Origin of the sequence: Alcanivorax sp. DP30, from assembly GCF_009882945.1 — a bacterium.
Taxonomy (GTDB): Bacteria; Pseudomonadota; Gammaproteobacteria; order Pseudomonadales; family Alcanivoracaceae; genus Alcanivorax.
This window is the reverse complement of sequence record NZ_WTUY01000005.1, coordinates 606,724-618,938: the sequence shown is the minus strand read 5'-3', so window position 1 is coordinate 618,938 and position 12,215 is coordinate 606,724. Positions and strand designations below refer to the sequence as shown.

The following is a 12,215-nucleotide window of genomic DNA, read 5'->3' as shown; positions in this document are numbered from 1 at the left end:
ACGTTGGCGATGCCGGTCAGGCCTGCATCGCCAGACACAATCAGCCAGCGAAGTTGAGGAGCACCCCGGCAGCGACCGCCGAACCAATGACACCGGCCACATTCGGGCCCATGGCATGCATAAGCAGGAAGTTATGCGGATTGGACTCCAGCCCCACCTTGTTGGCCACGCGGGCCGCCATGGGCACCGCAGACACACCGGCTGCGCCGATAATCGGATTCACCGGGTGTTGGCTGAGGCGATTGAGGATCTTGCCCATGATCACACCGGTGGCAGTACCAATCATGAAGGCCGCCAGCCCCAGGGCCAGAATGCCCAGGGTTTCCACCACCAGGAATTTTTCAGCACTGAGCTTGGAGCCCACGGCCAGCCCCAGCATGATGGTGACCACATTGATCAAGGCGTTACTGGTGGTATCCACCAGGCGATTGACCACACCGGATTCCTTCATCAGGTTACCGAAGCAGAACATGCCCAGCAGCGGCGCAGCGTCAGGCAGTACCAGCGCCACCAGAATCAGCAACAGGACCGGAAACAGGATCTTCTCCACCTGACTCACAGGGCGCAGCTGTTCCATCTTGATTCCGCGCTCCTCTTTGCTGGTAAGCGCACGGATAATAGGCGGCTGGATGATGGGTACCAGCGCCATGTAGGAATAGGCTGCCACGGCGATGGCACCGAGCAGTTCCGGGGCCAGCTTGGTGGTCACATAGATGGAAGTGGGGCCGTCAGCACCACCGATAATGCCAATGGCGGCGGCGTCCTGAAGGCTGAAGTCCAGCCCCAACCAATTCAGCGCCAGGGCGCCCAACAAGGCAGCAAAGATACCGAACTGTGCCGCCGCCCCCAGTAACAGGGTGCGCGGGTTGGCCAGCAAGGGGCCAAAGTCGGTCATGGCCCCCACCCCCATAAAGATCAGGAGCGGGAAGATACCCGTGGTCAGACCGGCGGTATAAATCAGGTAAAGAATGCCGTCGCCGTAGTTGGCCTTAGTGGCCAGATAATGCAGCTGATCATGCACCGCAGGGCCTGCCGCTTCCGCGGCCTTGTAGAGCGCCTGACGGCCAGCCTCCACATCCATGCCCAACACTTGAGCCATACTGGCGAGCAAATGCTGATCGCCCAGATGCAGCGCCTGGCTGATAGCGGATTCCGCCAGCCCGGCCACCGGGATATTGGCAAGAATGCCACCAAATCCGATCGGCACCAGCAGCAGGGGCTCGAACTTCTTGTGCACGGCGAGCCACAGCAGGCCCAGGCAGACCAGCATCATGATCAGCTGGCCCGCGCTCATGTGGTAGAGACCCGTACTGGTCCAGAGGGTTTCCAGTTTATCCATGAGCTGGCTCCACACTCAGCAGGGTCTGGCCCACCGTTACCGCATCGCCTTCTTTCACCAGCACCTCGGTCACGATGCCCGCTTCAGGGGTGGAGACGTCGGTTTCCATCTTCATGGCTTCCAGCACCATGATCTTCTGGCCTTCAGCGATGCGATCACCGGGCTTCACCAGCACCTTGAAGATATTGCCTGCCAGCGGCGCAGGTACCGGCATGCTGTTGGCCGGATCACCGACTACCGGTGCCACAGGAGCGGCGTCTGCAACAGCGCCGCCCAGAGACTTGATGCCGGTGACATCACCACCATCGCTCACTTTCACGGTGTACTGCCTGCCGTCCACGTCCACCGTATAAATACCTTCGCTGTTTGCGGCAGCCGCAGGGGCCTCCTCGCCCGTCGGAACGGGTTCAAAGGCTGAGGCATCGCCCCGCTTTTCCAGAAACTTCAGGCCAATCTGCGGGAACAGCGCATAGGTCAGCACGTCATCATCACGACGCTCCCCGGCAGACAGCGAAAGGCCTTTTTCACTGGCCAGCCCGGCCACTTCTTCACGCAGGCTGTCCATTTCATTGGCAATCAGATCCGCCGGTCGACAGGTCACAGGCTCATCCCCATTCAGGGCACGAGCCTGCAACTCACTGTTGAACGGCGCAGGTGCTGCACCGTATTCACCACGCAGCACACCCTGGGTTTCCTTGCTGAGCACCTTGTAACGCTCGCCGGACAACACATTCAGTACCGCCTGGGTGCCAACGATCTGCGAGGTAGGCGTTACCAGCGGGATGTAACCCAGATCCTTGCGCACCGCCGGAATCTCATCCAGCACTTCGTCGAAGCGATCCGCCGCGCCCTGCTCCTTGAGCTGGCTTTCCATATTGGTGAGCATGCCGCCGGGCACCTGTGCCACCAGAATGCGGGCATCCACACCACGGAGGCTGCCTTCAAATTTCGCATACTTCTTGCGGACGTCGCGGAAGTAGCTGGCAATGTTATTGAGTTTTTTCAGATCAAGTCCGGTATCACGCTCAGTGCCTTCCAGCATGGCCACCACGGATTCGGTAGGACTATGGCCATAGGTCATCGACATGGAAGAAATCGCCGTATCCACGTTGTCGATACCCGCTTCTGCTGCTTTCAAGGCCGTGGCGGTAGACAAGCCAGTGGTGGCGTGACACTGCATGTGAACCGGAATGGTTAGCGCGGCCTTGAGTCGGGTTACCAGTTCAAAGGCATCGCCGGGACGTAACAGGCCGGCCATATCCTTGATGGCCACAGATTGCGCGCCCATTTGTTCGATCACCTTGCCCTGCTCTACCCACATATCCAGGGTGTGCACGGGGCTAACGGTGTAGGCAATGGTGCCTTGAGCATGCTTGCCCTGCTTTACCACAGCCGCAATGGCGCGTTCGATGTTGCGCATGTCATTCATGGCATCAAAGACACGGAAAACATCCACGCCGTTTTCCGCTGCGCGCTCCACAAAAGCATCCACAACATCATCCGCATAATGGCGGTAGCCCAGCAGATTCTGACCGCGCAGCAGCATCTGCTGTGGCGTGTTGGGCATGGCCTTCTTCAGCTCACGAATCCGCTCCCAGGGATCTTCGCCAAGGTAACGGATGCAGGCATCGAACGTCGCACCGCCCCAGGATTCCAGGGACCAGAAACCGATTTCATCCAGTGCGGCCGCAATCGGCAGCATGTCATCGAGACGCATACGCGTCGCAAACAGGGACTGGTGGGCATCGCGGAGCACCACATCGGTGATACCAAGTTTCTTACTCATGATGATTTCCGGATTATGACTGGGAAGACTGCCGATGCTGACGCACGGCTTTCTCGATGGCCTTGATCACTGCAGCGGGAGGAACATCCGAGGCAGCAGAGGCCGGAGTCGCAGCAGGAACGACTGCCGGGACGATCGGAGCTTGTCCAAAACGCTGTACCAGCGCTGACATCAAGGTGGTAATCCCCACCAGGACAATCAGGAAAACAAACACCACCCCCATACCAACCAGCATGAGCTCGAGGCCCTGGGACATCAGTGGATCCATGGAACACTCCTTTACGGTTCCGTTAGCGGTTTCAGTTGCCGCAGCCGTGAACGGGATAACAGTCGGTTAAACCGTTGCCCTTCGACTTTGTGGGTCTTTCAGGTTCACGTCAGGATTTCGCGGAATGTAAGCGGATTGTCGACAATTCGCAATGAGGCAAGGGTATTAGGTGAAAGCGGTTTTGGTGGTTTTGATCAATCCCCCTGACAGCGCACGCAAGCAGTGCGACCAAAGCGCACTCACTCTGCCCACTGCAAGACACAAGACATCTGTCTGACAGCTAAACTTTACGCTAAAGGGAATAAAATAACGTATGCGGGATAAGTGCGGGAGGGTGACCGGTTTTCAGGCCACCAGAAACAGAAAAGGGCCTGCATCTCTGCAAGCCCTTCGTCTGTATGGCGCGCTGGGGAGGAGTCGAACCCCCGACCTTCTGGTTCGTAGCCAGATGCTCTATCCAGCTGAGCTACCAGCGCTTTTTCATCTCGTTGCTGTATCGCCCCGAGAGGCTGCGCATTATTCCGAAACACCCTCGGGGAGTCAAGCGCCAATCGCTCAAAAGTTCAGCAATCAGTCTTCTTCTGCCTCAATTTGTTTTTGCAGGTAATTTTCAATGCCCACAAGCTCGATCAAATTGAGCTGGGTTTCCAGCCAGTCGATGTGTTCCTCTTCGGATTCCAGGATGCGATTCAGCAAATCCCGAGACACGTAATCCTGAATGGATTCGCAGTAGGCAATGCCTTCACGCAAATCGGGTACGGCAATCTTTTCCAGTTTCAGATCGCACTCAAGCATCTCTTTGGTGTTCTCACCAATCATGAGTTTGCCGAGATCCTGCAGGTTAGGCATGCCTTCCAGAAACAGGATCCTGTCTACCAGCCAATCGGCATGCTTCATCTCATCGATGGACTCGTGGTATTCCTTTTCATAAAGGGCATGCAGGCCCCAATCCTTGTACATTTTGGCGTGCAAAAAGTACTGATTGATGGCTACCAGTTCGTTGCCGAGTGCCCGGTTAAGGAACTCAATGGCCTTGGCGTCGCCTTTCATGGGGATTCTCCATCCGTTGAATCAGGGAAGCTGACAAGCCCCTATTGTTCAGGATCGAGACATCATAAACAAGGCGTAATAAGGAAGAAAAACGCTTTCAATACAATCGCTTATGAAAATGAGAACGATTGTTATGCCGTTTGCGGCCAGAACATTACCGGCTCTGAGGAAGAGTGAGAGAAAGAGGTCGCCTGATTTGCGCTACGGGCTTCACGCAACTCCTGGCGGGCGTGGCGGGCACATTTTCCACACTGACTTCCAACCCCAAGTTCCCGACGAAGATCACGCAGGCTGTCGCAGCCATTTTCGACCGCTTCCCGTATTTGGTTGTCAGTAATGCCCTTGCAGATACAAACGTACATACGCCATTCCTCAATCTCTGGTGACGATGCTAACCCTAACGCGAATCATTATCAACACCTTTTATGAATTATGGCTTTCCCCTGTTCGTCCTGCCTGCAGAATGAAAATGCATATAATTGCATTTTGCCTTGCCTTCATCGGGGGTAGCACTTGTCCTCCGGAAGCGCGAAAGAGCACCGGTTGTGCGCAACTGGATCACGCTAATCACCTGGGGATTTATTGTGGGAGTGTTGCTTAGGCGTTAATGGCACGACGCTAGTTGCAACCGATCCGCGTTCAAGAACGATCCTGCTGCACTTGCCTTTGTCACAGCCAACACGCCGTGAAGGTGGTTTCTAATCGCGATAAAACAAAAAAAGCCCCGCAATGCGGGGCTTTTTATTGCCAGAACCCGAAGGATCAGGAAGACGCTTTGGCCTTGGCCGCAGGACGCTTACGCGCTGCTTTCTTGGCTGGGGCCTTGCGGGTTGCTGCTTTCTTTGGTGCAGTTTTCTTGGCAGCAGCCTTCTTCTTGGCAGGCGCTTTACGGGTAGCAGCTTTTTTCGCTGCAGCCTTCTTGCGCTTCGGCGCGGCAGATTTTTTCTTGGCGGCGCGCTTGGCTTTCGCCGCTTCGCGCTTGGCCGCAGCCTTCGCCTTGGCTTCAGCCTTCTTCTGCTCGGCTTTGACTTTCTTGGCCAGCTTGCGCTCGTGCTCACGCAGCTTGGTCTTCATGTTGCGCTCTGCGGTGCGCAGCTTTTTCAGCTCGCGAGTAACAACCTTCTTGGCAGCCTGGATTTCCGCACGGATCAGCTTGGCTTCTGCACGAATGTCCTGAAGCTTCAGGCGAACAGTGTTCAGCTTGCCACGGGCAGTTTCTACGGCGCGCTTGGCTGCAGCAGTGGGCTTGGCTTTCGCCTTGTCACGCTTGGCAGCGGTATCAGCACGCAGTTTGGCCAGCTTGGCATTTTCGCCATCGACCTTGGTGCGATGCTTGTCCAGTTTGCTTTCAGCCTGGGCGACTTTCTTCTGTGCCTGATCCACTGCCTTCTGCTGCAGTTTCACTTTAGCTTCAGCGTTAGTCACAGACTTCGGCAGGGCCGGAGCCTTGGCCGCTGCAGTCTTCTTTGCTGCTGGTTTACGAGCCGCAGTTTTTTTTGCGGCGGCTTTCTTTGCTCGAGCCATGATTGATCTCCTAAGCTATAGCGTTGTCATCATTACTGCGACAAGGGAAAAATAGCATAAAAAAAATTCGGTTGGTACATTATTTGATCAATTCAATTTTCCTTTTTCATTTCACTAATTTTTTCCCTGGCCTGGCATCACTTTTTTCAGTTTTATCCAGGCGGTATTTTTCGATCTAACGCATTTAAAAATTTTTACTGATTCGCACTGCCCCCCCCCTTTTTTCCCTGAAAAACGGGAACCTTTGACCATTCTCACAGGAATATTCCGACGGACTCGGTAAGTAAAGCGGTGACGCCGGCGCGATGCCCTAAGCGAACCCGTCTTTATCCGTGAAAGGTTTCTCGGGATAAACCCCCCAAGCCTCCCGGACACAATTATCGAGACAATTGAAAAGATCAGTGCCGCCCCCTGCATCGTCATACCGCAATACAAAGAATTAAAAATGAGTAGAACGGTGACAGTCATCGGCGCTTTTTCGGCTGCATTTCCGTGCACACTGAAACCCGGATTCCGGATCAAGTAGACGAATCAATTCAAGGAAAGTGTTGGCTCGCGCAGAAAGCGCATTGCCCGGCTTAACGAGGAGTTATGTCGTTGAAGTGGTGCTTTCACCATGAAAGAGTTACTGACCGGACAGCTCGCAACCTGGCAACAACACGCCTCCAGGGGGATTTCGTCAGGAGTGCCATAGTAAGGGCATGATCAAGACAACCCTCCCGTCAGCAAACCCGGAGCGGTGTACCCCTGCCGCAGCGCAGCCTGAAAAAGGCTCATCGCGGATTAGCACGAATACAGGTTGGCCTGAAGTCGGAGGCAAGAGATCTGCAGCAAAAGACAGAACACGGACAACACCCAGGACCACCGATCCATACGTCAGCGCAGGAGGCTGTCGCCAATCCATTCAAGCATTACGCAAACCTGGTATCGCACGGCCACACTGGGTTGGGTTGAGCGTCAGACTGCTGGCGTCCGGACAGCAGGCATGACGCTCCCTTAAATCCACGCTGAATCAAAAAGGTTTACCCTGGACTGTAGAGTAATAAAGGGGACGGCCGCCATACTACGGAAACGCTGCAGGCCTTGCTGGCCTCCATCGTGGGGGCGGAGGGCTATATGGGAGCGTGCTTGCACGCGAATGGCTCCTCATTACGGACAACGCGATCCCGTGCAAGCCCCTTCCGCAGCACTTACGTTGGATACAGCCAGCACACCAGGAGCGGTGGCTTTCCGCTAGTCCAGAATGACGCAAAAAAAAGGGAGGCCAAAGCCTCCCTTTCCTTATTCTGGTATGAATCAGCCTTTCAGGCCTGCCAGAACCCGGTCACGAATGTCATCAACGGAGCCCACACCGGCCACGCGAACATAGCGAGGCGCATTGGCTTCGCCTTTATCAGCCAGATCCTGGTAGAAATCAACCAGTGGGCGGGTCTGTGCCTGATACACTTCCAGACGCTTGCGCACCGTTTCTTCCTGATCGTCATCACGCTGCACCAGTTCATCACCGGTTTCGTCGTCCTTGCCCGCTTCCTTCGGCGGGTTGTACTTCACGTGATAAACCCGACCTGAGGCGGGGTGAACCCGGCGGCCACTGAGGCGCTCGATGATTTCTTCATCGTCCACGTCAATTTCCACCACAAAATCGATGTCTACACCCTGCTCCACCAGCGCCTGAGCCTGGGGGATAGTGCGGGGGAACCCGTCAAACAGGAAACCCGCGGCGCAATCACTTTCAGCGATACGCTCTTTCACCAGACCCAGAATGATGTCGTCGGAGACAAGACCACCGGCATCCATCACTTTCTTGGCTTCCAGACCCAGCGGTGTTCCTGCTTTTACCGCAGCTCGCAGCATGTCACCGGTGGAAATCTGAGGAATACCAAACTGTTCCTTGATGAACTGCGCCTGGGTGCCCTTGCCCGCACCGGGAGCACCAAGCAGGATGACACGCATAGGATTCTCCATCTTTCTGTGATTCAGAAGAGGCAATGTTCTGCTTTCGCACACCGCAGCAGCCAACCTGATTACCCGCCACACCCCGAAATCAAAGGGATTCAGGGCACAAACGGACCGACAGCCAGCATGATCATGGCAACGAAAACAGACCCCAAGGGCCTCCGAAGGGGTGCAACTTTACCTTGAGGCCCGTTTCTCCACAAGGGACGGTGCGTGCGACCTAGGTCGCACGCACAAAATTTGAAGCGATGGAAGGGCTATTTGGCCTTCAGCCTCAGTGTTACTGGCTCCTGCTGGGGTAGCGCCATGGCTACCGGTTGTGCACTGATCATGGCCTGATCCACGGCAGCACCGGGCGCCGGAGTATAACGCGCGCCCATCACCAGGGATGTCTCCCCGGACGGATAGGCCTGCAGCCAGTTCTCAGCGGTCAGAGACAGCGTGGCAGGGAAAGCAGGAATCACCTGGCGACGGGCGGCCAGTGGCTGACCAGTGCTGCCTTGTTCACGGATATAGACAAACAGGGTTCCGCCGGCGGGCAAGCCCTGCCCTTCTACAACCGCACTCAAATTCGCAAATACTCCCTGACGCTGCTGTTGCAACCGCGAATTCTCTAGGCCACGCCGCAACAAGTCGGCGGTTTCACCATCGCCATGACGGCTGAGCAGCGACTCCCAACCAGCAATCGCCAGCGGGTACTGCCCTGCCCGGTCCGCAGCCATGGTCAGCAGCATCCAGGCCCCATCATGATGGGGCTCACGATCCAGCACCCACTGAATCTGCTCGCGGGCCGCATCAGTCAGCTTGCCGCCGGCCTGTTCAATCAAGGCACGAGCCAGCAATAAATGAGCGGACGACGCCTCCGGATCCAGGGCCAGCGCCTTGTGCGCTGCTTCCTCGGTCTGAGCCGGTGCACCCAGTTGGTCGTAAAGACTGCCCAGCGCATACCAGCCCGTGGCGGATGGGGTCTGAGACAACTGCGCCTGCAGGACCCGCACCATGGCCCCGGCAGGAATATCCGCTGCGGCCATGGCCGGTGTTTCACCGGCGATAATGGAACGGGCCGCATCACCATACAGGCGCTGATGCTCAAGCCAGGGACCGGTATGTTCATTACGGCCGATCAGCAGGTAGCCCGCAGCCGCCAGCAACACCACGATCAGGGGAATCCCCACACCCCCGGCAGTGGCACGGCCCGCTCGACGCGCTTCACGGCGCCACTGCCACCACAGCGCAGCGGCCAGCAACAGCAGAAAAACCGCCGCAGACAAAATCCAGATCATTGCGTGCCCCCCTGGTCACTGTTGCGATCATTCACATCATCATTGAGGTCGGCACGGGCGCTGGCCCGGCGCAGCAGGACAATGATCAGAGCCGCCCCCCCCAGCAACATGACCAGCGGAATCAGCCATAACACTGACGTCTGCACATTGACTGGCGGACGATAGCTGACGAAATCGCCAAAGCGGGAGACAAAGTAATCGACGATTTCTGCATCACTCTTGCCTTCCAGAATCATGTTATGGACACGGTCACGCATGTCCCGGGCAAGATCCGCATCGGAGTCGGCAATACTTTGATTCTGACATTTGGGGCAACGCAGCTCGTCGGTCAGCACGCGAAAGCGCGCCTCCTGCTGCTCGGTTTCGAACTGGTAAACATCAATGGCCGCCAGCGCCTGCAACGGCAGCAACACCAACAGCAAGGCTCTCAGAAAAATCATGCGTCACCTCCCTGGCTGGATGGCAGCAACGGCAGAAACTTTTCACGCCAGACCCGTTCATTCAAATCCCCCGCATGGCGTAAAACGACCTCGCCTGCGGGATTGATCAAAAAGGTTTCCGGCGCCCCGTATACGCCCAGATCCAGACCCAGCTGGCCATCGGCATCCACGATCACATGGGTAAAGGGATTGCCCATGTTGGCGAGATAGGCCCTCGCCGCAGGCAGCTCATCCTTGTAATTCAACCCGGTAATCGGCACGCCCTGAGCAGCCAGGGTCAGCAGATAGGGATGTTCCACATGACAGGTCGGGCACCAGGTCGCCCATACATTCAGCAACTGCCAACGGCCGGTGAGGGATTGCTCCGTAAAGGTTTCCCCGGTGAGCAAAGATGGCAGGCTAAAACCAGGTACCGACTTGCCGACCAGTGCCGACGGCAGCTCCTGTGGATCACGACCAAGCCCGCTGGCCAGCACCAGCGCCAGCGCCACAAAACCCGCCAGCGGCAGGAAAACCCAGGGAGAATTTGCTTTCATCGGGCGACTCCGGTTTGCGAGGCGGCGAACTTCTGACGGCGATAGCGCTTGTCAGACAGCGCCAGGGCACCACCCAGGGCCATGATCAGGGCACCGAGCCAGATCCAGCGAATGCCCGGTTTGAAATAAATTCGCACAGCCCAGGCGTCACCGGTCTTGAGTGGTTCACCCATGGCCACGTAGAGATCACGCCAGAAACCGGCATCGATAGCCGCCTCGGTCATCACCTGGCGGCTGGCGTGATAAGTGCGCTTTTCCGGATTCAAACGTGTTACCGCTTCGCCCTTCCAGAACACATCAAAGTGCCCGCGGGTGGAATCGAAGTTCGGCCCCCGATACTCATCCAGGCTGTCAAAAACGAAGCGATAATCACCCAACTCAACTTCATCGCCGGGTGCCATGCGTATATCCCGTTCCACTTCGTGGAAACTGACCACTGTAATGCCCGCCACCATCACTGCCAGTCCACAGTGGGCAATCACCATGCCCCAGTAACTGCGCGCCAGTTTGCGCAAACCTGCAACCAGACCCAGGTTGTAGGCACGGGCACGGCGCAACACATCATCACCGTGGGCCAGCACCAGATACGAAGCCAGCATGATGGCCAGCACACCCTGCCAGGGGGAAGGCTCGGGGATGCGGGCAGCAAACCAGCCCGCGATCATTGCCGCTGGAATCAGCAGGGCGATGCGTTTCACCAGGCTGTTGCCCTCCTGCCGCTTCCAGTTACTGAAAACACCTGGCACAAGCAGCAGGATCAAAACGAAGGTCAACGGTACAAAGAACCCGTTGAAATAGGGGCTGCGGATGGAAATTTTCAGATCCATCCATTCGAAGAACAACGGCGCGATGGTGCCCACCAGCACGACGGCCATGGCGGTCAGCAGCAGCAGGTTGTTGCCCAGCAGGAAAGCTTCCCGGGACAGCGGCTTGAAACCACCGTCACTGCGCAATGCCGAAGCGCGAACCGCAAACAGCGTCAGGGCCCCACCCGCCACGACCACAAGGAAGCCAAGAATGAAGGCACCACGGGTAGGGTCATTGGCGAAGGCGTGCACAGACGTCAGCACCCCGGAGCGCACCAGGAAGGTGCCCAGCAGGCTCATGGAAAAGGTAATGATGGCAAGCAGGACGGTCCAGGCCCGGAACAGGTTACGTTTTTCACTCACGGCCAGGGAATGAATCAGCGCGGTACCCGCCAGCCAGGGCATCAGGGAAGCATTCTCCACCGGATCCCAGAACCACCAGCCGCCCCAGCCAAGTTCGTAGTACGCCCACCAGGATCCCAGAGCGATACCCACCGTAAGGAAACACCAGGCGACGGTGGTCCAGGGCCGCGCCCAGCGGGCCCAGGCCGGATCCAGATTACCCGCCAGCAGCCCGGCTACGGCAAAGGCAAAGGCCACGGAAAAGCCCACATAGCCCATATATAGCATGGGCGGATGAACGATCAGACCCGGATCCTGCAACAGCGGGTTCAGATCCGCCCCGTCCAGGGGAAACCAGGGGAGTGTACGGTCAAAGGGGTTGGAGGTGAGCAGCATGAACAGCAGAAAGCCCACTGCAATCATGCCCATGACCGCCAGCACCCGGGACACCATTTCCTGTGGCACACTGCGGCTCAGGACACCAACCATGGCTCCCCAGGCAGATAGCATCCAGCCCCACAGCAGTAGCGAGCCCTCATGTCCGCCCCAGATCGCCGACAGACGATAACCCAGTGGCAGCGCCGAATTACTGTGATTGGCTACATAGGTAACGGAAAAATCATTGATATAGAAGCTGTAGCCCAAGGCAATCATGGCCACAGTCATGGCCAGCCACTGCACCCAGGCCAGCGGCCGGGCATACCATTGCCAGGACGCAATGCCCTTGGCTATGCCCACCAGCGGGAAGACAGATACGCACAGGGCGGCGGCCAAAGCCAACCACAGGGACAGGTGCCCGATTTCTACTGCCACGAAAGCTCCTCAATCTGCTAGTTCATCTGGCGCAACGCCCGGCAGGGCTGCGCCACGCACCGCGCGCATAGC

General features: G+C 57.1%; 11 protein-coding genes and 1 tRNA gene. All 12 read right to left on the bottom strand.

Going from position 1 to position 12,215, the window contains the following annotated elements; all coding sequences use genetic code 11:
• Positions 1-40: 40 nt before the first annotated feature.
• The 12 genes from GQF00_RS13935 to GQF00_RS13880 all read right to left on the bottom strand — a co-directional run bounded on the left by GQF00_RS13935 (position 41) and on the right by GQF00_RS13880 (position 12,143).
• A complete protein-coding gene (locus tag GQF00_RS13935; protein WP_161319745.1) occupies positions 41-1,339 on the bottom strand; it encodes a sodium ion-translocating decarboxylase subunit beta in 1,299 nt (432 codons plus the stop codon).
• Complete coding sequence (gene oadA / locus GQF00_RS13930) at positions 1,332-3,125, bottom strand: sodium-extruding oxaloacetate decarboxylase subunit alpha (RefSeq protein ID WP_161319744.1); 1,794 nt, start codon at positions 3,123-3,125, stop codon at positions 1,332-1,334. The genes GQF00_RS13935 and oadA overlap by 8 nt, the downstream gene beginning before the upstream one ends.
• 13 nt (positions 3,126-3,138) lie before the next feature.
• Complete coding sequence (locus GQF00_RS13925; protein ID WP_161319743.1) at positions 3,139-3,393, bottom strand: OadG family protein; 255 nt, start codon at positions 3,391-3,393, stop codon at positions 3,139-3,141.
• Between the two features lie 399 nt (positions 3,394-3,792).
• Positions 3,793-3,869 (bottom strand) — tRNA-Arg (locus tag GQF00_RS13920).
• Between the two features lie 94 nt (positions 3,870-3,963).
• Positions 3,964-4,443, bottom strand: a complete 480-nt coding sequence (bfr, locus tag GQF00_RS13915) for a bacterioferritin (protein WP_161319742.1) — start codon at positions 4,441-4,443, stop codon at positions 3,964-3,966.
• Between the two features lie 131 nt (positions 4,444-4,574).
• The gene (locus tag GQF00_RS13910; protein WP_161319741.1) at positions 4,575-4,805 is read right to left on the bottom strand and encodes a bacterioferritin-associated ferredoxin; all 231 of its coding nucleotides are present in this window, start codon (positions 4,803-4,805) and stop codon (positions 4,575-4,577) included.
• A gap of 400 nt (positions 4,806-5,205) precedes the next feature.
• Positions 5,206-5,967, bottom strand: coding sequence for a hypothetical protein (locus GQF00_RS13905; protein WP_161319740.1), 762 nt, complete (start codon positions 5,965-5,967; stop codon positions 5,206-5,208).
• 1,296 nt (positions 5,968-7,263) lie between these two features.
• The gene (gene adk, locus GQF00_RS13900) at positions 7,264-7,920 is read right to left on the bottom strand and encodes an adenylate kinase (protein WP_161319739.1); all 657 of its coding nucleotides are present in this window, start codon (positions 7,918-7,920) and stop codon (positions 7,264-7,266) included.
• Between the two features lie 260 nt (positions 7,921-8,180).
• A complete protein-coding gene (locus tag GQF00_RS13895) occupies positions 8,181-9,206 on the bottom strand; it encodes a cytochrome C biogenesis protein (protein ID WP_161319738.1) in 1,026 nt (341 codons plus the stop codon).
• Entirely contained in the window at positions 9,203-9,646 is a 444-nt protein-coding gene (locus tag GQF00_RS13890) for a cytochrome c-type biogenesis protein (protein WP_161319737.1), read from the bottom strand. Before GQF00_RS13890 ends, GQF00_RS13895 begins: the two co-directional genes overlap by 4 nt.
• Positions 9,643-10,182: a DsbE family thiol:disulfide interchange protein gene (locus tag GQF00_RS13885; protein WP_161319736.1), complete on the bottom strand. Its 540-nt coding sequence runs from the start codon at positions 10,180-10,182 to the stop codon at positions 9,643-9,645. The genes GQF00_RS13890 and GQF00_RS13885 overlap by 4 nt, the downstream gene beginning before the upstream one ends.
• The gene (locus tag GQF00_RS13880) at positions 10,179-12,143 is read right to left on the bottom strand and encodes a heme lyase CcmF/NrfE family subunit (protein ID WP_161319735.1); all 1,965 of its coding nucleotides are present in this window, start codon (positions 12,141-12,143) and stop codon (positions 10,179-10,181) included. Before GQF00_RS13880 ends, GQF00_RS13885 begins: the two co-directional genes overlap by 4 nt.
• Between the last annotated feature and the right edge of the window lie 72 nt (positions 12,144-12,215).

Bases quoted from the DNA above. Each gene is read 5' to 3' on its own strand.
- GQF00_RS13890 (WP_161319737.1), bottom strand. From the start codon at position 9,646: ATGATTTTTCTGAGAGCCTTGCTGTTGGTGTTGCTGCCGTTGCAGGCG.
- GQF00_RS13905 (WP_161319740.1), bottom strand. From the start codon at position 5,967: ATGGCTCGAGCAAAGAAAGCCGCCGCAAAAAAAACTGCGGCTCGTAAA.
- GQF00_RS13910 (WP_161319741.1), bottom strand. From the start codon at position 4,805: ATGTACGTTTGTATCTGCAAGGGCATTACTGACAACCAAATACGGGAA.
- GQF00_RS13925 (WP_161319743.1), bottom strand. From the start codon at position 3,393: ATGGATCCACTGATGTCCCAGGGCCTCGAGCTCATGCTGGTTGGTATG.
- GQF00_RS13885 (WP_161319736.1), bottom strand. From the start codon at position 10,182: ATGAAAGCAAATTCTCCCTGGGTTTTCCTGCCGCTGGCGGGTTTTGTG.
- adk (WP_161319739.1), bottom strand. From the start codon at position 7,920: ATGCGTGTCATCCTGCTTGGTGCTCCCGGTGCGGGCAAGGGCACCCAG.
- GQF00_RS13935 (WP_161319745.1), bottom strand. From the start codon at position 1,339: ATGGATAAACTGGAAACCCTCTGGACCAGTACGGGTCTCTACCACATG.
- oadA (WP_161319744.1), bottom strand. From the start codon at position 3,125: ATGAGTAAGAAACTTGGTATCACCGATGTGGTGCTCCGCGATGCCCAC.
- bfr (WP_161319742.1), bottom strand. From the start codon at position 4,443: ATGAAAGGCGACGCCAAGGCCATTGAGTTCCTTAACCGGGCACTCGGC.
- GQF00_RS13895 (WP_161319738.1), bottom strand. From the start codon at position 9,206: ATGATCTGGATTTTGTCTGCGGCGGTTTTTCTGCTGTTGCTGGCCGCT.